The sequence below is a fragment of the Burkholderia sp. PvR073 genome (assembly GCF_054055695.1).
In genome coordinates, this window is record NZ_JBSRXO010000003.1 from 175,826 (window position 1) to 200,156 (window position 24,331).

General features: G+C 66.2%; 23 protein-coding genes and 3 pseudogenes. 4 read left to right on the forward strand and 22 right to left on the reverse strand.

All coding sequences use genetic code 11. The features are described 5' to 3' along the window. From ACVK00_RS12515 to ACVK00_RS12550, 8 genes and pseudogenes are all read right to left on the reverse strand, one after another. Nucleotides 1-1,488: a Y-family DNA polymerase gene (locus ACVK00_RS12515; protein ID WP_284894628.1), complete on the reverse strand. Its 1,488-nt coding sequence runs from the start codon at nucleotides 1,486-1,488 to the stop codon at nucleotides 1-3. Then, complete coding sequence (gene imuA, locus ACVK00_RS12520; RefSeq protein WP_284894626.1) at nucleotides 1,421-2,128, reverse strand: translesion DNA synthesis-associated protein ImuA; 708 nt, start codon at nucleotides 2,126-2,128, stop codon at nucleotides 1,421-1,423. The genes ACVK00_RS12515 and imuA overlap by 68 nt, the downstream gene beginning before the upstream one ends. A gap of 235 nt (nucleotides 2,129-2,363) precedes the next feature. Further along, a pseudogene (locus ACVK00_RS12525) lies at nucleotides 2,364-3,044 on the reverse strand (ABC transporter ATP-binding protein); the annotation flags it as partial. A gap of 99 nt (nucleotides 3,045-3,143) precedes the next feature. Beyond that, nucleotides 3,144-3,659 (reverse strand): annotated as a pseudogene (locus tag ACVK00_RS12530) (ABC transporter permease subunit); the annotation flags it as partial. 6 nt (nucleotides 3,660-3,665) lie between these two features. Next, nucleotides 3,666-4,877: a fimbrial protein gene (locus ACVK00_RS12535; RefSeq protein ID WP_284894625.1), complete on the reverse strand. Its 1,212-nt coding sequence runs from the start codon at nucleotides 4,875-4,877 to the stop codon at nucleotides 3,666-3,668. 7 nt (nucleotides 4,878-4,884) lie between these two features. Then, nucleotides 4,885-7,455 carry a fimbria/pilus outer membrane usher protein gene (locus ACVK00_RS12540; protein ID WP_435521231.1) on the reverse strand — a complete coding sequence of 857 codons (2,571 nt, stop codon included), beginning with the start codon at nucleotides 7,453-7,455 and terminating at the stop codon, nucleotides 4,885-4,887. 254 nt (nucleotides 7,456-7,709) lie between these two features. After that, nucleotides 7,710-8,453 carry a fimbrial biogenesis chaperone gene (locus ACVK00_RS12545; RefSeq protein WP_284894623.1) on the reverse strand — a complete coding sequence of 248 codons (744 nt, stop codon included), beginning with the start codon at nucleotides 8,451-8,453 and terminating at the stop codon, nucleotides 7,710-7,712. A gap of 113 nt (nucleotides 8,454-8,566) precedes the next feature. Beyond that, nucleotides 8,567-9,157, reverse strand: coding sequence for a fimbrial protein (locus ACVK00_RS12550; RefSeq protein ID WP_228905783.1), 591 nt, complete (start codon nucleotides 9,155-9,157; stop codon nucleotides 8,567-8,569). A gap of 609 nt (nucleotides 9,158-9,766) precedes the next feature. Here ACVK00_RS12550 and ACVK00_RS12555 point away from each other — a divergent pair. Then, nucleotides 9,767-9,973, forward strand: a pseudogene (locus ACVK00_RS12555) (VF_A0006 family four-cysteine protein); the annotation flags it as partial. Nucleotides 9,974-10,057: 84 nt separating this feature from the next. Here ACVK00_RS12555 and ACVK00_RS12560 read toward each other — a convergent pair. Then, complete coding sequence (locus tag ACVK00_RS12560; protein ID WP_228905788.1) at nucleotides 10,058-10,873, reverse strand: MetQ/NlpA family ABC transporter substrate-binding protein; 816 nt, start codon at nucleotides 10,871-10,873, stop codon at nucleotides 10,058-10,060. 420 nt (nucleotides 10,874-11,293) lie between these two features. Between ACVK00_RS12560 and ACVK00_RS12565 the strand changes: the two genes are divergently transcribed. Further along, the gene (locus tag ACVK00_RS12565) at nucleotides 11,294-11,584 is read left to right on the forward strand and encodes a YciI family protein (RefSeq protein ID WP_228905790.1); all 291 of its coding nucleotides are present in this window, start codon (nucleotides 11,294-11,296) and stop codon (nucleotides 11,582-11,584) included. Between the two features lie 138 nt (nucleotides 11,585-11,722). Here ACVK00_RS12565 and ACVK00_RS12570 read toward each other — a convergent pair whose 3' ends face one another. Genes ACVK00_RS12570 through ACVK00_RS12590 form a run of 5 tightly spaced genes read right to left on the reverse strand, consistent with a single transcriptional unit; the run spans nucleotide 11,723 to nucleotide 15,805 of the window. Next, a complete protein-coding gene (locus ACVK00_RS12570) occupies nucleotides 11,723-12,340 on the reverse strand; it encodes an SCO family protein (RefSeq protein ID WP_175696571.1) in 618 nt (205 codons plus the stop codon). An 18-nt stretch (nucleotides 12,341-12,358) separates the two neighbouring features. Beyond that, on the reverse strand, nucleotides 12,359-13,261 hold the full coding sequence (gene cyoE, locus ACVK00_RS12575; RefSeq protein ID WP_284894622.1) for a heme o synthase: 903 nt from the start codon (nucleotides 13,259-13,261) through the stop codon (nucleotides 12,359-12,361). Nucleotides 13,262-13,269: 8 nt separating this feature from the next. Continuing rightward, entirely contained in the window at nucleotides 13,270-14,382 is a 1,113-nt protein-coding gene (locus tag ACVK00_RS12580; protein WP_228905792.1) for a COX15/CtaA family protein, read from the reverse strand. 25 nt (nucleotides 14,383-14,407) lie between these two features. Beyond that, complete coding sequence (locus tag ACVK00_RS12585) at nucleotides 14,408-15,034, reverse strand: SCO family protein (RefSeq protein ID WP_284894620.1); 627 nt, start codon at nucleotides 15,032-15,034, stop codon at nucleotides 14,408-14,410. 60 nt (nucleotides 15,035-15,094) lie between these two features. Beyond that, the gene (locus ACVK00_RS12590; protein ID WP_284894619.1) at nucleotides 15,095-15,805 is read right to left on the reverse strand and encodes an SURF1 family protein; all 711 of its coding nucleotides are present in this window, start codon (nucleotides 15,803-15,805) and stop codon (nucleotides 15,095-15,097) included. Between the two features lie 84 nt (nucleotides 15,806-15,889). On the opposite strand from ACVK00_RS12590, the gene ACVK00_RS12595 reads away from it, so the two are divergent. Further along, nucleotides 15,890-16,099, forward strand: coding sequence for a twin transmembrane helix small protein (locus tag ACVK00_RS12595; RefSeq protein ID WP_006752055.1), 210 nt, complete (start codon nucleotides 15,890-15,892; stop codon nucleotides 16,097-16,099). 175 nt (nucleotides 16,100-16,274) lie between these two features. On the opposite strand, the gene ACVK00_RS12600 is transcribed toward ACVK00_RS12595, so the two are convergent. From ACVK00_RS12600 to ACVK00_RS12635, 8 genes are all read right to left on the reverse strand, one after another. Continuing rightward, nucleotides 16,275-17,132 (reverse strand): cytochrome c oxidase subunit 3, encoded by an 858-nt coding sequence (locus ACVK00_RS12600; protein WP_006752056.1) that lies wholly within the window; start codon nucleotides 17,130-17,132, stop codon nucleotides 16,275-16,277. A gap of 138 nt (nucleotides 17,133-17,270) precedes the next feature. Then, nucleotides 17,271-17,471 carry a DUF2970 domain-containing protein gene (locus ACVK00_RS12605; protein WP_006760730.1) on the reverse strand — a complete coding sequence of 67 codons (201 nt, stop codon included), beginning with the start codon at nucleotides 17,469-17,471 and terminating at the stop codon, nucleotides 17,271-17,273. A 16-nt stretch (nucleotides 17,472-17,487) separates the two neighbouring features. Further along, nucleotides 17,488-18,096, reverse strand: coding sequence for a cytochrome c oxidase assembly protein (locus ACVK00_RS12610; RefSeq protein ID WP_006760729.1), 609 nt, complete (start codon nucleotides 18,094-18,096; stop codon nucleotides 17,488-17,490). 35 nt (nucleotides 18,097-18,131) lie between these two features. Continuing rightward, the gene (locus ACVK00_RS12615) at nucleotides 18,132-18,272 is read right to left on the reverse strand and encodes a cytochrome oxidase small assembly protein (protein ID WP_006760728.1); all 141 of its coding nucleotides are present in this window, start codon (nucleotides 18,270-18,272) and stop codon (nucleotides 18,132-18,134) included. A 79-nt stretch (nucleotides 18,273-18,351) separates the two neighbouring features. Further along, the gene (gene ctaD, locus ACVK00_RS12620) at nucleotides 18,352-19,959 is read right to left on the reverse strand and encodes a cytochrome c oxidase subunit I (RefSeq protein WP_354122867.1); all 1,608 of its coding nucleotides are present in this window, start codon (nucleotides 19,957-19,959) and stop codon (nucleotides 18,352-18,354) included. 43 nt (nucleotides 19,960-20,002) lie between these two features. Beyond that, entirely contained in the window at nucleotides 20,003-21,610 is a 1,608-nt protein-coding gene (gene coxB / locus ACVK00_RS12625; protein ID WP_284894617.1) for a cytochrome c oxidase subunit II, read from the reverse strand. 57 nt (nucleotides 21,611-21,667) lie between these two features. Further along, complete coding sequence (locus ACVK00_RS12630; RefSeq protein WP_050805991.1) at nucleotides 21,668-22,192, reverse strand: DUF2244 domain-containing protein; 525 nt, start codon at nucleotides 22,190-22,192, stop codon at nucleotides 21,668-21,670. Nucleotides 22,193-22,387: 195 nt separating this feature from the next. Further along, nucleotides 22,388-23,353, reverse strand: a complete 966-nt coding sequence (locus ACVK00_RS12635) for a methyltransferase domain-containing protein (RefSeq protein WP_284894614.1) — start codon at nucleotides 23,351-23,353, stop codon at nucleotides 22,388-22,390. An 83-nt stretch (nucleotides 23,354-23,436) separates the two neighbouring features. Between ACVK00_RS12635 and ACVK00_RS12640 the strand changes: the two genes are divergently transcribed. Then, on the forward strand, nucleotides 23,437-24,249 hold the full coding sequence (locus ACVK00_RS12640; protein ID WP_229050406.1) for a ComF family protein: 813 nt from the start codon (nucleotides 23,437-23,439) through the stop codon (nucleotides 24,247-24,249). The last annotated feature ends 82 nt before the right edge of the window (nucleotides 24,250-24,331 follow it).

The following is a 24,331-nucleotide window of genomic DNA, read 5'->3' on the forward strand; positions in this document are numbered from 1 at the left end:
TCACCCGAACAGGCCGTGCAGGAACCAGTGCGGATCCGCCTGGCTGCTCAACCGCTCCTGAAAGACCCAGTAGCACGCGCCGGCCTCGTCCTGCGCGACGTAGTAATCGCGCGCCACGAGCTGACCGTCGAACCACCCCGCCTCGATCCGCTCGGGCGACGACATCATCCTGAGCGGCGTATGGAACACCGGCCGGTTCGCGCGCATCAGCAGCGGCTGCGGCTCGGCCAGCAGCCACGCGGGACGCGGCGGCGCAGCCGGCAACCCGCGGGCCGGCTTGCCCGCCTGCGCATCGAGCGGCAGCCAGCGGTTCGCCGCTTCTGGACGGTGATCGGCAACGGGTGCCGCGCGCAGCACATTCTCCGAGCCGAGCCGCGCGACCAGCAGCTCGAACAGCCGCGCGCGCGTCTCTTTCGTGCCGCCCGGCTCGGGAAAGAGATCGTCGGCCGGCGGTGCGACCGATTCGACGCGCGTGGCCGTCAGCCGCACCGCGATCACCGCGGCCGGCAACTCGACACGCGCGAGCCGCTCGCCGAGCAGCCGCATGAAGTGCGCGTCGTCGCGCACGGGCGCGGCGAACGCGAGTTCGAGCGGCGTCGGCGGCACGGCCTGGCGGCCGCGCTCGTGCTCGAGCTCGAACGTCATCGCGGCCAGCGACAGCTGCCGCGCGGCCAGCCAGCCGCACAGCTGCACGACGAGCCGCCGCGCGGCGAACAGCACGGCTTCCGCGTATTCGACGCGTTCCGGCAATTCGAGCCGCACGTCGAACACGGGCGGCACGGCCATCCACGCGAGCGGCTCGACCGCATCGCCGTACGCACGATCGAGCGCGGCGAGCAGCGCCGGACCGCAGCGGCGCTGCAGCCCCGCGCGCGGCAGGCCACGCAGATCGGCGAGCGTGCGGCAGCCGAGGCCGTCGAACCAGCCCGCATACGGGCGCGCGTCGGGCAGCAGCACGCACGGCAAACGATCGAGCGCACGGACGAGCGAAGCCGGCCCGGCCACGCGGCGCCGGATACGCGCACGCGCCGACGTGCGCGCGAGCAGCCACGCGCCGCGCCCGGTCGGCGCGGCGGACAGGCGCGCCGCATAGCCGAGCGCCGCGAGCGTCGCGCGCACCTGACGGCACAGCGACGGCAGGCCGCCGAACAGGCGCAGGCTCGGGCCGACGTCGACGAGCAGCGTCGCTTCGTCGTCGAGCGCGACGCACGGCGAGAAGCGCAGCAACGCGAGCGCGACCGCGCGCAGCGCATCGGCCTCGCGGGCGGGATCGCGTTCGACGAGCCGCGTGTCGGGCGCGAGCGTCAGCACGCCGCCGCGCTTCATGCCCGCGCGCACGCCGTGCCGGCGCGCGGCCGCATCGGCGATCAGCACGACACCCTGCTCGAGCACCGCGCAACCGGCCGCACCGGCCTCTGCGTCAGACGGCGGCGGGGCGCACACGTCGAGCGGCAGGCGCGGCAGATGGATGCCGAGCAAGACGCGCATAGCGGCTCTCCACGATGGGCGATGGCAAATCGAGCGTGAGCGGCTCGCTGCGCGCGGGCCCCCGACGCTTGACGATGTCGAGCGACACACCGCCCGGCACCGGATGCAGCGCGACGCGCAGCACGGCCGGTGACGGCTGCCGCGCGGCCGCCAGCGGCCGCAGCATCACGAACAGCGTGTCGCCGGTGCGCGCGGCCGCGAGATGCAGACGCCGCAGCGCGTCGGGCCGCGCGTCCTGCCAGAGCAGCAGCGCACCGCAGCAGCCCGTCTTGAGCGCCTGCTCGGCGGCCCACAACGCATCGGTACGGCTGCCGGTGCGCAGCCACAGCAGCGCGTCGGACGGCACGCCGAGAGCGGCCAGCGCGCTCGCATGCGGCGACTGCGGCGGCGCGACGAGCGCGAGCGGACGCCGTGCGCTGACGGTACGCGGGAGCGCCGGCGCGAGCAGCCGCATCTCGCCGCAGCCCGGCTGTGCGGCCAGCAGTTCGACGAGAGCGCCGACCGGCCAGCCGCCGCCGGGCAGTTCGGCGGACAGCGGCGCGAAGCCCGTGTCGATCGTGCGCGGACCGCCGCGCGCGAGCTGCGAGCCGCGCCAGAGCGACGGATGAAGGGATTCGGGAGAAATGGAGGATGCGAGCATGACGCCACCCACAACTGTATGGATATCCAGTATATGGCAATGCGCCCGCGTCGCACAGCACCGGTGAGAAACCGGCTTTTCGTCAGAGGATACCCAGGGAAAAAGCCCGGGCGGGCGTCATGTCGCGGCGCGGCCGGGCCACCGTCTCCCGTGCCTGGCCCGTCCACGCCGCCCAGCCTGCGGCTGAAGCGGTGCGATACAGCCTTCCGCATCGCACCACTCCGATCGCGTTGCTTCAGCCCAGCAGCAGCGCGTCGTCGTCGAGCTGCTCGTGACGCACCTTCTCGAACATCTGCAGCAGGTCCGGCACATCGAGCCCCTTGCGCGCGTCGCCCGACACGTCGAGCACGACCTGCCCCTGGTGCAGCATCACCGTGCGGTCGCCGTAGTCGAGCGCCTGCCGCATGCTGTGCGTGACCATCATCGTCGTCAGCTTGCTCTCCGCGACGATGCGCGCGGTCAGCTTCAGCACGAACGCGGCCGTCTTCGGGTCGAGCGCGGCCGTGTGCTCGTCGAGCAGCAGGATCCGCGATGGCCGCGGCGACGCCATCAGCAGGCTCACGGCCTGCCGCTGGCCGCCCGACAGCAGCCCGATCCGGTCGGTCAGCCGGTTCTCGAGGCCGAGGTTCAGCAGACGCAGCTTGTCACGAAACAGCTCGCGCGACGGGCGGTCGAGCGCGGCCCGGAAGCCGCGCCGCACGCCGCGCGCCGTCGCGAGCGCCATGTTCTCCTCGATCGTCAGCGCCTCGCAGGTGCCGGCCATCGGGTCCTGGAACACGCGCGCGACGAGGTGCGCGCGATCCCACGCGGCCTTGCGCGTGACGTCCGCGCCATCGATCGCGATGCGTCCCGCATCGACCGGCTGGTCGCCGCTAACCGCATTGAGGAAGATCGACTTGCCGGCGCCGTTCGAGCCGGCGAGCGTTGTCAGCACGAGCCGGCGCGCGGGCAGCAGCGTCTCGCCGATGATCACGGCGGCCAGCCCGATCACGATCGTGCCGATCCCCATCGAGATAGCCGCGCCGCCCTGCGTCTGCGCGAACAGCGCGCCGGCGAGCGCGACGAGCGCATTCAACAGCGCCATTCCGGCGAGCGTCGTACGGCCGGTCGCGATGCCTTGCGCGCGCGCCATCCGCGGGTTCGCATCGGTCGCGCGCATCGCGAGGCCGAGTTGCGACGAGAAGAACCCGTCGAGACCGAGCTTCGCGACCACGACGACGATCGCGAGCAGCGCCGGGCGCAGCACATAGTCGGGCATCCAGTCGGGCTGCAGCACGGTGAAAATGGTCGGCTCGGTGATGAGCGGCACGTTCGGCCGGCCCATGATCCGCAGGTTCACCGAATGGAGCGCGATCATCATCAGGATGCTGGCGAGCAGATCCATAATCTTCAGGCGCACGTTGAGCCAGCCGGTGATGAAGCCGGCCACCGCGCCCGCGCCGATCGCGATGCAGGTCGAGCTGAACGGGTCGTGGCCGGCCGAGATCAGCGGCGCGGCGACTGTCGCCCGGCCAAGCCCCGGCCGGCCGATTCCGCGCTACTGATACGAGAACGTGATCGTGCCGAGTGCTTCCACAGTGCCCGGCGTAATCTTCTCGGCCGTCTTGACATATCTCGCTTCGAACGGCACCTGGATCATCGTGTTGGCCGTGCTGGATCGTCCGACCGACCACTGGTTCGTATTGCCCTTGGCCGACGAATCGGGACCAAAACGCAACGGCGTATCGGTGCCTCGTTTCAGGATCTGAATCCCGACGCCCGAAGCCGTCGACGCACGGCCAAGGCTCAGTACGTTGCCGGTATTCGAGGGATTCGTCACGTCGCTCAGTGTCGCGTAAATATTCAGATCCGCGTCGCATCGCAGATCGAACGAAAATGGCGCCGACCGCGCCGGAGCGACATCGCCGACCGATTTCAAGCTGCCTGCATACAGGCTGGGCAACGGAACCGTTCTGGACGTGCCGGACGCGATCTTGCACGTTCTTGCCACTACGGCCATGCTCGCCGCGCTGAGCGCTGTCGAAGCAGTACTGTTCCCCACGAAATTCCCTTTGTACTTCGGGCGAAAGTTGAAGAGCACCTGCCTTCTGGATGTATAGGATCCCGTCGCGACAGGCCCGGCGGCAACATACGTCACCTTTCCCGTTAAAAAGCCTTTATTGATTGGCGTGCCCGGTACCGACACTGTGTCCGCACCGACCGCAACCCATCTGGCCGAGCCCGAGCCGGTATCGTTCATAACCTCCATTGCGTATCCCACTCCCGGTATTCCGGTTTCGAAAACGGCAGCGACTGCGCCAGAGCTCGTTTTGTAGGTCACATTCGGGATAGGCACCCCGGCCGGACTGACGACGAACTCGTCATACATGCATGAGCTGCCGATATCGGCAACCTCCCCAACGATCAGCGTTGCGGGACTGGACGATGGAAACTGGATGCCGACACCCATTCCGTCCTGTGTCACGCTGATGGTAGCCGGGAGTGTGGGCGAAATGCTCGCATAACCGTAGCTCGGCTGGCAACCGGCAAAGGCGTACCCGGACCAGAACATCGGGCACAGCATCAGAAAGCGCGCACAACGCGTCATCGCTGCGGCGTGCCTCGACGATCGCCGCGTTACACCATCGGCGCCTGCACTTGTCCACCACTTCATAAACGTTCCTGTCTGGTTTTGACCGACTGCCGTTGCGCCGACTTCCGTCGAGCAATGAAGCCGGCCCGGCCCGATAAATGGATAGCGGTGCGTCACGGCCGCATCAACGCGACGCCGCGTTCGTCTTCGCCTGACAAACACCCTTGACCTGCTCGAAGGCCTCGGCCTTGTTCCGGGGTTGCCGGACCGGCAGGTCGTACGCAATGCGACAGCCCGACAACACGTCGTCGCCCCACGTCACCGTGAGTTCGCCCTTGTCCTTCAGGCCACGCGCAAAGATCCTGCTCGCCTGACCGACGACGCCGAGACTCTTGCCCGTTTCGTCGCTGACCGCCGCGCCGAACGGCAGCGGCGTGCCGTCCAGCTTGCGCGCCTGGATCACGGCCGCTCGGCCGGTGTCGGTGTCGAACTTGAGCAGCGGCACGGCGCCGGCGCGCGGCGCGACCTGCTGACTGGTTTCCTTCAACTCGACGTCCATCGAGATGCCCTTCGGGTCGAGCTCGACGGTGTTCATGTTGTACGGCGTGAGGTAAGGCACGATCGCATAGCCGCGGCGGTCGACCCGCACGCCGGACGCGTTCGTGACGCGCGCACCTTCCGCGCCTTTCGCCTCGACGATGCCGAAGGTTTCGGACAACGGCTGCGACAACGTAATGCCGCCCGGGTGAGCGACCGCCGCGCCGCGAATGCCGATCGAACCCTGCTGATAGTTCGAACTGCCGCCGGCGCTGAGATTGAGTTCCGCGAAGCGCGCGCGATACGTGAGGCTGCCGCTGCCGTCGGTGCTCGCGTCGCCCTGCCCGTTCGCGTGGTTCGCGGCCAGGCTGTACGACAGGTTGTTGTCCACGCCGAGCGAGCCTGACAGCATCGACTGCAACTGCGTGCGGCCTTCCGTATCGCGCGACACGTTGCCCGTCAGCATCATCGGGCTGGACTTGCCGAGGGGAATCGACACGCTCGCGTAGTACAGCGTGCTCGACTGGTTGCCCTGGCCGCGCTGACGTGTCGCCGACAGGCTGTACGACACGTTCCGGAACGAGTTGTTGTACCCGACGGAGTAGTTGACGTCCGAGCCCGCGCGATTCCAGTAATTCGACGTCGACGCGGTCACGCTCAGCTGCCCGCCTTTCTCGCCGAAACGCTGGCTGACCATCAGCGACGCGCGATTGCGCTGCCGTCCGACGGTATCCACGGAATAGCCCTCGCGAACCGCATCGCGCGCGCTCATCGCGTCGTTGAGGTTGAAATAGCCGTTCGTCGAATAGCGATACGCGGCGATCGACACATCGGTGCCGGTCGGCGCGACGGACTTCGAATAGCTGACCCGCAGGCTCGAGCCGCTGAAGCGCTTCATGCCGGGGATCGACGTGGCGGCCTGCGTGAAGTCGACGCCGAACGCGCCGAATTGCGTATTGAACGCGCCGCCCATCATCGCCGACGCGTAACCTGCCGCGACCGTGAGGCCGCCATAGGCGGTCAGCAGGTTCGTCAGGCCGCGCTGGTAGGTGAGCTGCGCGAACAGCGGGTTGCTGGTGTTCTGCTGGCTGCGCAGCGCACCCGCGACGAAGCTGTAGCGCTGGATGCCGGGGCGCAGTGACAGCGGGACCGACGCATAGGGCACCGAGAACGTGTGCACCGCCCCATCCGCCTCGGTGACGGACACGCGCAGGTCGCCGCCATAGCCGGTCGGATACAGGTCGCCAATCTCGAACGGCCCCGGCGAAACGGTCGTTTCGTACAGCGTCACGCCGTTCTGGCGAATCGTCACCTTCGCGTTCGTGTTCGCGACGCCGCGCACGACCGGCGCATAACCGCGCATCGAGTCGGGCAGCATCCGGTCGTCGCTCGACAGCCGCACCCCACGGAACTGCGTCGAATCGAACAACTCGCCGGACGTGAACGTTTCGCCGATCACGAGCTGCGACGACAGCGACGGCAGCTCCCGCTGCATGTAGGTCGCAATATCCTGATAGTGGCCGCCGCCGCGCTCGGACCACGAGTACGAACCGTTGTGACGGAAATGCCAGTTGCCGATATTGACGCCGCCGTTCAGCCCGAGATAGCCCTGCGTGTCCGCGCTGCTGCCCTTGACCTTCGAGCTGTAGACGTTCAGGTTGTAGTCGAGCATGCCGACCGGCACGCCGTCGTTCCATTGATCGGGGCTGACGTAGCCGCGCGCGCGGTGCACCAGCGACGCCTGCGGGATGCTGAGCGTCAGGCGCTGTTCGCCGAAGTCGAACGACGCGCTCGCCTCGGGCACGATCTGGCCGATACGCCTGCATTCGCCCTTGACCGTAATCGCCTCGACGATTTCCGCCGGCAGCCTGGTGAAGTCGATCCCGATGTGGCGCAAGACCTTCGCGTCGAAGCAGGGCTGAGCTTCCGGTGTGCCCGGCGCGGCCTTGAACTCGATGTCGTAACGGCCGACCCAGCCCTGGCCGACGACGAGATCGACGCCGTACGTGCCCGGCGTGGTGAAGTTGCCGCGCTCGAAGCGCGTGATGTCGATCGCGCGACCGTTGCCGTTGTTCACGAAATCCGGATCGAACTGAACCTGCGCGAACTGCGCCTGCGCGACCTGCATCGTCATCGCATCGGCGGGCGCGGAATTACCGGCGTCCGCGCGACCGTCAGCCGACCACGCGGCGAGGCTGGACAGCACCAGCATGCACATCGGCCTGAGCCGTGGCAGGCAGATTGCATCCGGGCGAGGATGTCGGATCGACAAGGTCATTCCGCAGGACTCCTATTGGCTTTGAATTGGATTCGAACGCGAGAACATTGGCGCTGCCACTCGGAACACGCGCGTGACGATGTCGATGTGCAGACGAAATCTGATACTGAATTGATGCCGGATCGGACCGACGCGCATGCGCGCCGCGTCAGGCGACTGGCCGACGGTCCGGGCGCGCCGCAGCCCGTGCGGCACTACCGCATCGCAACGGGCATTTCGTTGTTGGTCGATGCACCCCAGTCGTTGATGCTGCCGAACCGCACTTTCGCGTTCGCCGCCGGCGGTACCTTCAGTGCCGCAACGGGGAATTCCTGCGTGCCGCCGGGCAGGATGTAGCCCGCGCCTGCGTCATATTGATCCGCACCCGAATGAAGCTGTACGCTGCCGACATTGACGACATAAGGCGTCGGGTTGGTCGCTTTCAACACATAGCGGCCTTCCGGGCCGCGCTCGATCTGCCAGCGAACCTGCGCCGGCGCGTCGTGCGCTTTACCCGGCAGATTCTGCGGGCGATACATGATCTTGATTCGCGTCCGGAACGCGACCTGAAGCTGGTTGTGAGCGTCGCTCGCCGCAGCCTTCGGCGGAATCTCCAGCACGTTGAGCCAGAACAGCGATTCCTTGTCGGCGGGAAGCGGTTCGTTCGTATACATCAACCGCAAGGTTTGCCCCTTGCTCGGCTCGAGGCGGAACATCGCGGGCGTGAGCACGAACGGCGCATCGATGGTGTCGGGCGACGCGTTCGCGTCGCCCTTGTCGATCCAGGCCTGGACCAACGCCGGCGCCGAACCTTCGTTCGAGAGCTTGATCGTCACCTCGCGCTCGCCTCCCGGAAAAATGACGCGGGTCGCAGAGATCACGACGCTCGCGCTGGCTTGCGAAGCGATCAGGACGGTGGCCAGTGCGATGGCCTGGAGCGATTTGAGGATGACGTTCATGATGACTCGGACGGATTTCTAGTCGTTGTGAGCGACGGGCGGATCGGAGCGGGTGGCGTGCGACGCACGCCACCAGGTCCGCCGGCGGGCGGGCCTTGGCGTGAGCACAAGGCTTACTGATAGACGATCGAGTACTGAACCTTCGAGTTCGCCGAACCACCGACTGCTGCGCCCGTCGCCAGGTACTCGGCGAAGAAGTTCAGCTGGGCGGAACCGTCACCGCCGATCGAGACGACCTGCGAGTTCTGGCTCGGTGCGTTCGCGCCGACCTTGATCGGGTCCTGTTGCTCGTTCAGGAGCTGGAGCACGACATTCGCCGCCGCAGGGGCTTCGGCCGTGCCCTTGTCAAGCGACAGCTTGCCGTCGGCCGTCACGTTCGTTGCGTTCTCGAACGCAACCTGGACCTTGGTGGGATTGCCCTTCGACGTTTCGGTATCCACCGCGCAACCCGTCAGCTTGAAGCCGAAGGCGGTGCGGCCCGAGACCGAGCCGGCCGCGTTCAGCGCACCCGTGCTGACCGTCGGCATGGCGACCGCCTTGTTCGACGTGGTACCCGCGGCAGCACCGTCGATCTTGCAGGTTGCCGCAGTCACGTTGCCGGTGAACGTGATCGTGCCGTCTGCCGCGTGGGCGGCCGACATCAGACCCAGCCCCGTCACGGCCAGAAGCGTCGAAATAACTTTGGTGCTAGTTGCGAGTTTCATTATGTTGATCCAAAAAAACGATTGTTGATGGTATGAAACACGCATTCGTCATTTTAATGGTCTAAGCTTTAAATGACGGGGCGCGATTCATGGCATATTATTTACTTTCCGATGATGGACCACCATCTGACAAGCTCTAATGATTGGATCAAACAAATAGGACAAGTACTAAAAAAACAAATTCATGGTGCGCAGATGCATTGTTCATACATATGACGCGCACTTGCGAATAGAACTTGTCTCAAGGCAATGACAGCCGTGCCCCGGCGGCGTCGAATGTTCGACCGGCCCGGATCTCGAATGGCGAGGAAACGCGCGACGGGGAAATAATCGATCCCGCCAATAAATTGAGACGGCATTTACATATGCCGACCTCAACCATTCACGGATATTTAAAACAATTTGATATTTTGCATTGCTTCAGCCGATGCGCAATGTATCACTCGGTCGCGCTTTCACGCGGACAAAGCGGCTGCGGTGAGAATCGACATCTCTGGCGCGTCGCGCCGCCGAGAAAAGCGCACCCACAGCCGGCGGCGTGCGCCGATAGCGGCACAACCCGCCGGTCGATCATGTGACGTTACGTTATGCTATCGACCGACCCAAAGCTGCCTGCGCAACGCGCTGCGCGAGAGCCACAACGGCGTGGCGGTACAACCGATCCAGCGCGCGCGACGCGCGGGATCGCAACAACGCGATGCTACTGCCGCGCGAGCGGCGCGATCACGAGTGCGTCGTAGAGTCGCTGCCGAGCATACGCAACCACTATGCAATCCAGCCGTTCCGCCGATCTGCTCGCGATACGGTGAGAGGTAAGCGCCATGCACACGCCGCGCCCCAAAAAAAAGGCCTGCGCGATGCAGGCCCTTTGCGTTCAGCGGTCCGACCGGTGTGCGACGTTCAGAACGACGCGACCATCGAGCCCTTGAACTGCTTCTTGATGAATTCCCTCACTTCCGGCGACTGGTACGCCTTGACCAGTTTCTTCACCCACGGCTGGTCCTTGTCCTTCGCGCGCACGGCGATCAGGTTCGCGTACGGGCTCGTCAGCGCTTCGAGCGCGATCGCGTCCTTGGTCGGCTGCAGGTTCGCGGCGAGCGCGTAGTTCGTGTTGATCACGGCCGCGTCGACGTCCGACAGCACGCGCGGCAGTTGCGCGGCGTCGAGTTCGGAGATCCTCAGCTTCTTCGGGTTCTCGGCGATATCGAGCACCGTCGCATTGTTGCCGCCCGTGCCGGCACCCGCCTTCAGCTTGATCACGCCTTGCGTCTGCAGCAGCAGCAGCGCGCGGTTTTCGTTCGACGGATCGTTCGGCACCGCGAGCTTCGCGCCTTGCGGCAGGTCCTTCAACGACTTGAACTTCTTCGAGTACACGCCCATCGGCGAGATGTAGGTCAGGCCCGCGCTGACGAGCTTGTAGCCGCGCTGCTTCACCTGGCTGTCGAGGTAGGGCTGGTGCTGGAAGCTGTTCGCGTCGAGGTCGCCCGAGTCGAGCGCCGCGTTCGGCTGCACGTAGTCGTTGAACTCGATGACCTTCACGTTCAGGCCTTCCTTCTCCTTCGCGACCTTCTGCACGAGTTGCCACACTTCCGAATCCGGGCCGGCAACCGTGCCGACCTTGATCACCTTGTCTTCGGCGTGCGCGCCCGCCGACAGCGTCAGCGCTGCACCGGTGGCCAGCACGGAAAATACCTTCAGGAGACTGCGACGCTTCATTTGTTTCTCGCTTTCTTGCTTACTTGAAATGGGGTGCGATACGGGTATGCCCCGACTCGCAGGAAGGCGCAAATGGTGTCACAGGATCGGCGGGAAGTGAAATACATCCCGCTCATATGGGTATGCACCGCAGCGGTGCCGGCGGCACCGGCACCGCTCGGCCGTTAGTTGCGTTCACGTGCCACGCATTAGCCTGCACGCGTCAGGCCATCATCGCTTCGTCGGTCGCCTTCGTGCCCAATAGCAGGTTCGACCGGCCGCCGGCAGCGCCGCCCCGGAGCGCGCCGACCGCGGCGAACCGGCGACCGACGTGCAACCATTGCCCCTCAACGCAGCCGCCCGCGCGACAGCCGGCATCCACTGTGCTACAAAGTCCAACTGGCCGGCACGCGAAGCGCCGGCGTCATTCCGGGGCCATCCATGTACGTCATCGACATCCACTACGCCGCGTCGCTCGAGCGCATCGACGACGCGCTCGAACGCCATCGCGCGTATCTGCAGCCGCAGTTCGACAAGGGCATCTTCATCGCGGCGGGGCCGAAGGTGCCGCGCGAAGGCGGCGTGATCCTCGCGGCCCGTATCGATCGCGACGCACTCGACGCGATCCTGGAGACCGACCCGTTCGTCACCGAGGGGCTCGCCACGTATCGCGTAACGGAATTCCGGATCACGCGTGCCGCCTCCGGCTTCAACGTGCCCGCGCTGCCGTAACGCGACACCAGCGCGACGCACGCGCATGCCGACGCGCCGCTCGACGAGCGGCACACGCGGACAACGAGGAGAGAGAATGCGCGACGGCGCGTGGCGGCCGTCACGCAATCGCCGGGCCGTGCGCCCGGCGGACACCGCTCAGTCGACCAGCAGTTTCAGGTCGTGGACCCACGGGCCCGGGCCCTGGCCGTCGCGCACGAACAGGCGCAGCTTGCCGTCGCGATCGAACACGTAGCTCGCGGCGGTGTGATCCATCGTGTAGCTGCCGGGCGTCTTGCCGGCCACCTTCGCGTAGTACACGCGGAAATCCTTCGTGACCTTCTTGAGCTGCGCTTCGTCGGCCGGCCGCAGCCCGATGAACGACGGATCGAACGCGGGCACGTACTGGCCGAGCAGCGCGGGCGTGTCGCGCTCCGGATCGACGGTGACGAACAACACCTGCACGCGCTTCGCCGCGTCGGGCCCGAGTTGCTTCAGCGCCTCGGACAGTTCGGCCATCGTCGTCGGACACACGTCCGGACAGTGCGTATAACCGAAGAACATCACGACGGCACGGCCCTTGAAGTCGGCGAGCGTGCGCACCTTGCCGGTCGTGTCGGGCAGCGAGAAATCGCTGCCGAACTGCGTGTTGCCGGTGATGTCGAGATTCTGGAATTTCGGCGCGTTGTCGCAGCCCGCGAGCAGCGTGGCTGCCGCGAATGCGCATGCGAGCATCCAGCCTTGGCGCGCGCGGCGCCCGAACCGTGAATGGAGCATTGCGTTCAAACCGTGCGGTTACACGCCGAGCAGCGGGCGCGCATAGTGATCGACGAGCAGCGCGGCGAACAGCAGCGACAGATAGACGATCGAGTAGCGGAAAGCCTTGCGGGCGAGTTCGTCCGAATAGTCGCGGTAGATCTTCCACGCATACCCGAGGAACACCGCGCCGAGCAGCACCGCGCTCGCCAGGTAGACGACGCCGCTCATCCCGGAGATGAACGGCATCAGCGTGACCGCGAACAGGATCACCGTGTACAGCAAGATGTGCAGCCGCGTGAATTTCTCGCCGTGCGTGACCGGCAGCATCGGCAGGCCCGCGTTTTCGTAGTCCTTGCGGCGATAGAGCGCGAGCACCCAGAAATGCGGCGGCGTCCACACGAAGATGATCAGCACGAGGATCCACGCGTCGCCGGGCACCGCGCCGGTGACCGCGGCCCAGCCGAGCGCCGGCGGCATCGCGCCCGACGCACCGCCGATCACGATGTTCTGCGGCGTCATCGGCTTGAGCAGCAGCGTATAGACCACCGCGTAGCCGACGAACGTCGCGATCGTCAGCCACATCGTCAGCGGGTTCGTGAACGTATAGAGGGTCCAGGCGCCGACGCTGCCAAGCACGGCCGAGAACAGCAGGATCTGCGGCGTCGTGATCTCGCCGCGCGCGGACGGACGCCACGCGGTGCGGCGCATCATCGCGTCGATCTTCTGCTCGACGAGGCAGTTGATCGCGAATGCGGCGCCGGCCAGCAGCCAGATGCCAATGGTGCCGCCGATCAGCACATGCCACGGCACCATGCCCGGCGTCGCGAGGAACATGCCGATCACCGCGCAGAACACCGCGAGCTGCGTGACACGCGGCTTCGTCAGCGCCATGTACTGCGAAAACCGGCTACCGGGCGATTGGGAAAGGGTGCTTTGCATGGGGACGGTCACGCCGGGGCGGCGTCGCGCGCGGGCTGCACGACACGGCCGGGGCGGCTTGAAAGGATGCGAAAGTTTAACATGACGACGAGCAGCAGCAGGATCGCGGCGCCGCCGTTGTGCGCGACGGCGACCGGCAGCGGCCACTGCAGCACGATGTTGGTCAGGCCCGTCAGGAACTGCAGCAGGACGACCAGCAGCACGCCGTTCGCGGGCCGCCGCAGCGACTCGAAGCGGCGCATCTTTAGCGCGAACGCGACCAGATACGCGACGACGACGAACGCGAACGTGCGGTGGGTCCAGTGGATCGCGACCAGCGCGTCCTGCGTGATCGCCTCGCCGTCCTTCGTCATTCCGAGCGCGCGCCACAGATGGAAGCCCTGGCCGAAGTTCATCGCCGGCAGCCACTGGCCGTTGCAGGTCGGGAAATCGGTACACGCGAGCACCGCGTAGTTGGTGCTCACCCAGCCGCCGAGCGCGATCTGCACGACCAGCAGCGCCAGCGCCACGAGCGCGGCCGCGCGGTAGCGGCCGGCCTCCGGATCATGCGACGGCAGCGGCGTCTGCCGCGCCGCGAGCCAGCCGAGCGTGCCGAGCAGCATGAGACCGAGCAGCAGATGGGTGGTGACGATCACCGGCTGCAGCTTCATCGTGACCGTCCACGCGCCGAACACGCCCTGCACGACGATCAGCAGCAGCAGGCTCGTCGGCCACCACGGCGACACGTGCAGCGGGCGGCGACGCAGCCGCGCGGACCATGCGATCACGACCTGCGCGATGATCAGCACGCCGATCGCCATCGCGAAATAGCGGTGAATCATCTCGATCCACGCCTTCGTCATGCTGACGGGGCCGGTCGGCATCGCCTGGTGCGCGGCCGTAATCGCGGCGTGCGCGATGAACGGCGACGACGTGCCGTAGCAGCCGGGCCAGTCCGGGCAGCCGAGCCCCGAATCGGTCAGCCGCGTGAAGCCGCCGAACATCACCAGGTCGAGCGTCAGGAACGTGGTGATCCACACCAGCTTGCGGAACTTGTCGTCGTCGGCCTTCACCCACACGTACGACAGCGGCAGCAGCGCGATGCACAAGCCGATCAGGCCGAGTTGCAGTAGATACGACATCGAATGGTTGCCTCGTTGTCTCGCCTTAGCCGATGCTCGACCACTTCAGCAGCTTCGTGACGTCCGCCTTGATCTTGCTGGGGTTCGGGTCCTTCGGGAAACGCATCATCAGGTTGCCGTTCGGATCGACCATGTAGAGGTGGTCGCTGTCCTTCGTGCCGGCGTCGGCCGGCAGCCATGCGGCGATCGCGGCCGGATCGGCGACCAGCCGGCGCGTGTCCGGATAGGCTTCCAGCACCTTCGGCGGCACCGCGCCTGCATCGCTGCGCAGCCACACCATCGTGAGCCGGTGTCGCTCGCCCGCCTGCGTGACGCGGATCTGGCGCATGAAATAGAGCTTTTGCGCGCATGCGTCGTCGCACGCGCTGCCGTCGGTCATCACGAACAGCCACACGCCGCGCAGCGACGACAGCGGCACCGTCTTGCCGGTTTCGTCGGTGACCTGCAGGTCGGCCGGGATCGGCCGCTGCGGCTCGATCAGCGTGCCGTAGTTGGTCGAGCCGCCCTTCGGCTTGATCACGTAATAGGTGAAGTACGACGCGAGTATCGGCGCCGCGCACACGAGCCCGAGCAGCACGAGCATCCAGCGGCCGCGCTTGCGGGCCGCCGGCGAAACCGGCGCCGCGGCCGGACCCTGACGGGAAGATTGCATGGACAAATCAGACCTCTCGAAACGAACCCGCGGCGCCGGCGCCGCGTCCTGGCATGGCGCTCACGCGCCGGCCGACTTCTTCGCCGCACGCCGCGCGGCGTACAGGCCGAAGCCGAGCGCGGCGGCCGCCATGGCCCACCACTGAAACATGTAACCGTAATTGCGCTCGACGCCGGTCGTCGCCGCCGGCCAGTCGCGCACGAGCTTGTCGCCGTCGTCGCTCGTCTGCTGGATCACGAACGGCTGCAGCGGCAGCCCCGTTTCCTTCGCATACGCGGCGACGTCCAGGTTCTGCCGGATCTTCTGGTGCGCGGCCGAGCCGCCTTGGCCGAGTTCGAACGCACGCGACGCGTCGGCGCGCGCGATGCCTTCGATCTCGATATCGCCGTCGGGCGTCGCGAACGGCTCGATCGCCGTGCGATCGGCGATGTTGCGCGGCAGCCAGCCGCGGTTCACCAGCACGACGCCGCCACCCGAGAGTTTAAACGGCATCACGACGTAAAAACCCGGCTGGTCGTTATACGGCCGATTGTCGAGGAACACCGCCTGCTCCGGCATGAAGCGGCCCTTCGCCCGCACGCGGTGGAACTCGATCGACGCGAGCGGAATCGGCTGCGCACCGACGTCGACGGGCGCCGCGTGCTCGTAGCGCACGATGCTCGCCTGCAGCGCTTCCTTCTGCTGCGCGCGGTCGCGCTGCCAGAACCCGAGGCGGATCGTGACCGCGACGACGACAAGAATCAGCAGCGCAGGCAGCCAGCGGATCTTCATCGGGCCGCCCGCCAGGCGCATTCGCGAAAGCGAAGTGCGATAATTATCCTCTTCCTTTCGAATTGCCGTCGTCCGGTTCGTGTCATGCACATCCTCGTTCCTATCGCCTTCGTCCTCATCATCGCCAGCATGGGCTCGGCGCTCTACTTCATGATGCACGACCGCGGCCATACGAAACGCATGGTCTGGTCGCTGGCCACCCGCGTCGGGCTGTCGGTCTCGCTGTTCCTGTTCATCCTGTTCGCGAACTGGATGGGCTGGATCCATTCGACCGGCCTGCCGATCGGGCGTTGATGCATTCGCCACGACGGCTGCCGTGACATTTCGCCGCAGAGCGGCGCCACCAAGCAAAAGCGCCGCCTGACTGAGTCGCGGCGGCGCCGGGGGCGTTGAGCGCAAGCAGCCGGCCGCTGCCCCGTCCCCGCCAACGAAAACGGCCCGCGCATCGCTGCGCGGGCCGTTGTTTCATTTACAGCCAGTAGACGACGACGTACAGGCCGAGCCAGACGACGTCGACGAAGTGCCAGTACCACGCGGCGCCTTCGAATGCGAAGTGGTGATCCGGCTTGAAGTGGCCGCGGATCATCCGCACCAGCACCACCGCGAGCATCGTGCCGCCGAGGAACACGTGGAAGCCGTGGAAGCCCGTCAGCAGGAAGAACGTCGAGCCGTATACGCCCGAGTTCAGCGTCAGGTTCAGTTCGTTGTACGCGTGGTAGTACTCGAAGCCCTGCAGGAACAGGAAGCAGATACCGAGCGCGAGCGTCGCGGCCAGCCAGGCGATCGCCTTCTTGCGGTAGTCGTCACGCAGCGCGTGGTGCGAGATCGTCAGCGTCACGCCCGACGACAGCAGGAACGCGGTGTTCAGCGTCGGGATCGGCCACGGGCCCATCGTCTTGAAGTGACCGGCGAGCGCGGCGGGGCCTTCGTTCGGCCACACGGCGGAGAAATCCGGCCAGATCAGCTTGTAGTCGAGGCTGCCGAGCTGGTGCAGCGCGATTTCACGCGCATAGAACAGCGCGCCGAAGAACGCGCCGAAGAACATGACTTCCGAGAAGATGAACCAGCTCATGCTCCAGCGGTACGACTTGTCGACGTTCTTGCCGTAATGACCGCCTTCCGACTCGGCGATCGCGTCGCCGAACCAGTGATACAGCGTGAAGAGCAACCACAGCAGGCCGAGCAGCGCCGTGTACGGCGCCCAGTCGTGACCGTTGATCCACAGCGCCACCGACCCGAGCATGACCAGCAGGCCGATGGCCGCGCTGATCGGGTGCTGCGACGGATGCGGCACGAAATAGTACGGGGTCTGGTTTTGACCGCTCATGCTTGATTCTCCACTTCAGTCCAATTTATGTACCGGAAACCGCTCCGGCTGTATTTCTTGCGCGGCGCGACCGCCGCCGCTCTTTCCCGCACGCGGCGCCCGGGCGCCACGCACTGCATTCTTTCGTGGCCGCGGGCCTCAGCCCACGACCGCACGCACAATCAGGATCAGCACGCCGATGAACACGCCGGCCGCGATCAACGCGACGATCAGCACATGCAGCGGATTGAGCTGCGTCGCATCGGCCTCCAGGTCGCGCCGCTTGCGCACCCCGAAGAACGACCACAACACCGCTCGCAACGCCTGGCCGAACGACCCGCTCCGCTTGGTCTCCGTCATCGCTCCGTCTCCATCGTCATGCGTCCGGTTTGGCCGCGCCCTGCGCCGCCGTCTTGCGCGGTGCCGGCGCCGGCTCGGCCGGCGTATTCAGCTCGAAGAACGTGTACGACAGCGTGATCGTCTTCACGTCCTTCGGCAGCTTCGGATCGATCACGAACACCACCGGCATCTTGCGCGACTCGTTCGCGGCCAGCGTCTGCTGCGTGAAGCAAAAACACTCGATCTTCTTGAAGAACTCCGTCGCCTGCTTCGGCGCGTAGCTCGGAATCGCCTGCGCCACCACCGGCCGGCCCTGCCCGTTGGTCACGTCGTAGACGATCGTCGTCAGTTCGCCCGGATGCACGTCGAGGCTGTTGTGCTCCGGCTTGAAACCGAGCGGGCCGCGCGCATTCGCATCGAACTCGACCGACACCGTGCGGCCATAGTCGACCTGCGAGTTCTTCGCCTCGCGCTCGCTGACATCCCGCTGCACCAGGTTGTTGATGCCGGTGATCTGGCAAATCGCGCGATACATCGGAATCAGCGCGAAGCCGAAGCCGAACATCAGTCCGGCCACGACGAAGAGCTTCACCAGCATCGAACGATTGAACGCGCGATCGGCGGCGCCCTCTTCCGGCTTCGACATACGACGACTTCCTCGCTACTGCGTCAGTTACTGCATCAGTGGGTGGACAGCCACCACTGCTTGATCACGACACCCACAAAAAAAACGGCGGCGATGACGAGCAGGATGAGGCCGAGCCGCTTGTTGCCCGCGCGAATCTGCTCGGGCGTTCGTCTTTCTTGTGGATTCCGGTTCATCTGAAACTTCGCTGAAACTCGATTCCGCGCCCGCCGCGCCTGCCTGCGCGGCAGGCAGCGGCGGAACGCTGGGTGAAACTTATTCGACGTGCGGCGGTTGCTCGAACGTGTGGAAGGGAGCCGGGCTCGGCACCGTCCACTCGAGACCCGTCGCGCCATCCCACGGCTTGTCCGACGCCTTTTCCAGCTCGCCACCGCCACGGTAGGCCGGCAGCGCGACCGCGAACAGGAAGTACACCTGTGCGAGGCCGAAGCCGAATGCGCCGATCGTCGCCACCTGGTTGAAGTCCGTGAACTGCGCCGGGTAGTCCGCATAGCGGCGCGGCATGCCCGCGAGACCGACGAAGTGCATCGGGAAGAACGTCAGGTTGAAGAAGATCATCGACGCCCAGAAGTGGATCTTGCCGCGCGTCTCGTTGTACATCCAGCCCGTCCACTTCGGCGCCCAGTAGTACCAGCCCGAGAACAGCGCGAACAGTGACCCGGCCACCAGCACGTAGTGGAAGTGCGCCACCACGAAGTAAGTGCCGTGGTACTGGATGTCGAGCGGCGCCATGGCCAGCATCAGGCCCGTCAGGCCGCCGAACGTGAACACGAACAGGAAGCCGATCGCGAACAGCATCGGGGTTTCGAAGGTCATCGAGCCGCGCCACATCGTCGCGAGCCAGTTGAACACCTTCACGCCCGTCGGCACCGCGATCAGCATCGTCGCGTACATGAAGAACAGCTGACCGGTGACCGGCATGCCCGTTGCGAACATGTGGTGCGCCCAGACCATGAACGACAGGATGGCGATCGAAGCCGTCGCGTACACCATCGAGCTATAGCCGAACAGCGTCTTGCGTGCGAACGCCGGGATCACCTGCGACACGATCCCGAACGCCGGCAGAATCATGATGTACACCTCGGGGTGGCCGAAGAACCAGAAGATGTGCTGGTACATCACCGGGTCGCCGCCGCCTGCCGCGTTGAAGAACGACGTGCCGAAGTGGCGGTCGAACAGCACCATCGTGATCGCGCCTGCCAGAACCGGCATCACGGCGATCAGCAGGTACGCCGTGATCAGCCACGTCCATGCGAACATCGGCATCTTCATCAGCGTCATGCCCGGTGCGCGCATGTTCAGGATCGTCACGACGATGTTGATCCCGCCCATGATCGACGACGCGCCCATGATGTGGACCGCGAAGATCGTGAAGTCCATGCCCGGGCCCATCTGGGTCGACAACGGTGCGTACAGCGTCCAGCCGGCGGCCGTCGCGCCGCCCGGCGCGAAGAACGAACCGACCAGCAGCACGGCCGCGACCGGCAGCAGCCAGAAGCTGAAGTTGTTCATCCGCGCGAATGCCATGTCGGACGCGCCGATCTGCAGCGGAATCATCCAGTTCGCGAAGCCGACGAACGCCGGCATGATCGCGCCGAACACCATGATCAGGCCGTGCATCGTCGTGAGTTCGTTGAAGAACTCCGGACGCATGATCTGCAGGCCCGGCTCGAACAGCTCGGCACGGATGCCGAGCGCCATCACGCCGCCCGACAGGAACATGATGAACGAGAACAGCAGGTACAGCGTACCGATGTCCTTGTGGTTGGTGGCGAACAACCAGCGCCGCCAGCCGTGTGGTGTTTCGTGCGCGTGGTCGTCGTGCGCGTGGTCCGCGACTACGTCGTGCCCGATGCTAGACATGAGAATCTCCTAATGCGAATACGTCGACTAACTCAGCGACACGTCAAGCCGCCGGCCCGATCTCGACTCGCCGGGCTTCCTTCGCGTCAGCCCCGCCCGTGATCGTTTCCGGCTTTTTGAGAATAATGTGGTCTTCCGCCACGCCTGCTGCCTTCAGTGCGTCGCGCACGGCCTGTGCACGATGCTTGGCGAGTTCGGCGTTCGCGTCGGCCGAGCCCGTCTTGTCGGTGAAACCCGACAGCGCGAGCTTCGCGTCCGGATGTGCCTTCGCATAGTCGGCCGCTGCGGCGATCGCCGCCTTCGCGTCGGCCGGCAGCACGCTCTTGCCCGTTTCGAAGTAGATCGTCGACAGCGCGGTCGATGCCGGCGCTGCCGCCGATGCTGCTGCCGACTGATCGGCCGCGCCCGACGCGGCTTGCGCCGGTGCCGAGGCCGCTTCGGCCGGTGCCGCGGCGCCCGCCGTGTCTTCCGGCAGCTTGCCGTTGCGCGCGTCAGCCACTTGCTTCGGCTGCAGCAGATCGTTCTTGTGGTTGCCCCACGAGTTGCGCTCGTATGTGACGACCGATGCGATGTCGAGGTCCGACAGCGACGCCCACGACGGCATCGCGCCCTTGCCGTTCAGCACGCGCTCGACGTGGCCGGCGATCGGGCCGTTCACGATCGGGCTGCCGTCCATCGCCGGGAATACGCCGAGGCCCTTGCCGCTCACCTGGTGGCAGGCCGCGCAGTTCGCCTTGTAGACTTCCTCGCCGTGCGCGACGAGTTCGGCCATCGTGTAGACCTTGTTCGGATCGACCGCCGCGCCGGCCAGCTTGGCCTTCTGCGCGGTGACCCACTTCGCGTAGTCGTCGTCCGACAGCACAACGACTACGACCGGCATGAACGCGTGTTCCTTGCCGCACAGCTCGGTACAGAAGCCGCGGAACGTGCCGACCTTGTCGGCCTTGAACCACGTATCGCGCACGAAGCCGGGGATCGCATCCTGCTTCACGCCGAATGCCGGCACGTACCACGAGTGAACGACGTCGTTCGCGGTCGTGATGATGCGGATCTTCTTGTTGACCGGCACGACGAGCGGGTTGTCGACTTCCTGCAGGTACGTTTCGGTGATCGGCTTCTTGCCCATCACTTCGTCACGCGGCGTGCTGAGCGTCGACAGGAAGCCGATGCCCTCGCCCGGGCCCTTCACGTAGTCGTAGCCCCACTTCCACTGGTAGCCGGTGACCTTGATCGTGAGATCGGCGTTGGTCGTGTCCTTCATCGCGACGACGGCCTTCGTGGCCGGCAGCGCCATCAGCACGACGATGACGAACGGCACGATCGTCCAGATGATTTCGACGGTCGTGCTTTCATGGAAATTGGCGGCCTTGTGGCCTTTGGATTTGCGGTGCGCGAAGATCGAATAGAACATCACGCCGAACACGCCGACGAAGATCACCGTACACAGGATCAGCATCATCGTGTGGAGATCGTAGAGCTCCTCGGCGATCTTCGTGACCGGCGGCTGAAAGTTGATTTCGTTGACGCGGGGGCCGCCCGGGCTATCACCGACCGCCAGAGCAGCGCCGGCAAAGAGCAATCCGCTGCATGCCAGCACGCCCGTGAGGGCTCGCTTGATTGTTTTCATAGCATCCTTACCCAAAATTTCCATTCAAACCCCTCCCCCGTCGCAAGCCGCCGGCCTGTTCCGGCCGGTGCCCGCGCCTCGTCAGCCGCAGCGCCTGAGCGACACGCGCAGTTCGTCGGCGAACTGCGCACGCTTGTGCTGCGCGAGATGCTGCCCGATTACGACGGTCTGCCCGCGCGATACCAGTCGAATCGGATCGCGTGGCGTCGCACCCGGCTCGACCCGCACCCAGCGCGGGTTGAATTCGATCTGCGTGAACCGCTCCGCATCCATCCGCTCGATCACGAGCCGGTGCGGAAACAGCCTGATGCGCTCGTAATCGACCGCATGACGGGCATAGATCGCAAACGCGACGCCTACCGCCAGCAATTCGATTCCGGTGAAGGGCATGACGAGCCAGGCCCCACGCCACATCAGCAATGCCGCGATCACCAGCGAGAAGCTCGCGAGCGACGCGTAAAACAGCACGAACTGGCGCGGCGACACCGAACAATTGCGTTTCATGAGCCAGTCTGCGAGGACCGGTTCACCGTTCGTCGTCTCCGCCAACACCCTCGCTGCTCCCATCGCCGCCTCACGCGAATGGCATGCGATGCATGCCTGCATCGGACTCGTCGCCCCGTATTGCGGGGACCCCAGGACGACAAGCTGACGCATTATAGGCGGGTTCAATGGCATCCACAAGCAAGCGGCTATCGGCCCGCGAGCCAAGCGCCACAAGCTTTCCGGCCGTTTTTCACGTCAATTCGACCCCGCTTTGCGCCGCTAATTTCGGACATAACAAAACCCCTCTTTACCGCTTTACCGATTCTTCGGACGCCCCTTTCCGATATCTTCGATGCGCACGATCCCGTGCCCCTCGGCAGTCGTGCGCGGCACGGCCTTCCACGCGTGGCCGTAGATCACCTCGAACGTGAGCGGAATCGTGCCGTCCGCGCGCCGGCGCGCTTCCAGCGCGTCGCCGAGCGCCGCGCGAAAGCGCCGCGTCGCGCGCTGCGGCGCCGCGCGGTCGAACGGATAGGCGCCCCAGCGGCGCACGTCGGCCAGCAGGGAATCGGGTGTCTTGTACGTGACGGTGAGCACTTCCTGGTCCATCACCGGAATCTCGAAGCCGCTCTCGACGAGCATGTCGCCCAGGTCGTGCATGTCGACGAAATCGATTACGCGCGCCGCGGGCGGCGCGATGCCGAGCGCCGCTTCGGCTTCCGCGCAGGCCGCGCGCAGCTCGCGCAACGTGTCGGGGCCGAGCGTGCTGAACATCAGCAGGCCGTTCACGCGCAGCACGCGCTGCCACTCGGGGAACACCGTGTCGGGACGCGAATGCCAGTGCAGCGCGAGATTCGACCAGATCAGGTCGAACGCGCCGGCCGCGAACGGCAGCACCGAGAAGTCGGCGTGCGCGACGCGCGGGCCGCGCTGGCCCAGTGCCCGGCCGAGCGACGCGGGCAGCCAGCGGCGCCAGCTCGTCTGCTCGACCTCGCGCTGCCCCGCCCGCGCGAGCATTGCGCCGGACAGGTCGACGCCGAACACCGGGGCTTCGGGAAAGCGCGCGCGCAGCGCCGGCAGGTCGTCGCCCGCGCCGCAGCCCGCATCGAGCACGGCCGCCGGGCTCACCTTGATGTATTCGAGGCGCTCGTTCATCCGCTGCGCGATCTCGCGCGGCAGGAACGCGACCGCGTCGAACGCGGCGGCGCGGCGATCGAAGATCCGCCGCAAACGCCGGGCGTCATTGGCCGGACGGCCGGGTGAAGTCGAAGCTGGGGACATGTCGGGCACACTTGCGAAGAGCCCGAAGTATACTCGCTCGCCTCGCAGCCTTCAGCGAGACGGGGCCGCCAGGAGTCGTCGCGATGGATCGCCGTTTCGCCCCGCGCCCGATGCGCGTCGTTTTGTCGCAGGTTCGCGCGCTGGCCGTGCGCGTCGTCGCGCTCGCGTTGCCGAATCGGTGCGCACTGTGCGGCAATTTGTCACACGCCGTGATTTGCAGCGCCTGCGACACCGCGTACTGGAATGAAGCGCGACTGCGCTGCGATGTCTGCGCGGTGCCGCTCGGCATCGGGCGGCCGCGTCCGCGCGCAGCCCGTGGCCGGCACGCCGGCGCCGCGGCTTCGTTCGCCTACCGGTGCGATGCATGCCGCGCGACACCGCCGCCGTTCGACGCGACGCTCGCGCTCGCCGATTACCGCGCGCCGCTCGACGGGCTCGCGCGCGGCCTGAAGTTTCATGCGCGGCTCGCGCTCGGCGCGGAATTCGCGGCCCGGCTCGCGCAGCGGGTCGACGACACGGACGCGCTGCGCGCCGCGGGCGGCTTCGACGTGATCGCGCCGGTGCCGCTGTCGCACGGACGGCTCGTCGCGCGCGGCTACAACCAGGCGTGGGCGATCGCGCGTCCGCTCGCGCGCCGGCTCGGCGTGCGCGCCGACGCGACGCTGCTCGCGCGCGTGACCGAAACCGCGCCGCAGTCGCGGCTCGACCGGCGCGCGCGGCGCGACAACGTGATCGCGGCGTTCGCGGTGACGGACGATCTCACCGGCCGCCACGTGGCGCTCGTCGACGACGTGATGACGTCCGGCGCGACACTCGCGGCCGCCGCGCATGCATTAAAGATGGCGGGCGCCGCACGCGTGACGAATCTGGTTGCGCTGCGCACCGCCAGGGATTAATTAGATAGAGAGGCCGGCCGCACGCACGCGGCGACGGCCGTCACGAACCGGCCGGCAGGGATGGCGTGCACGTTGCTCCGCC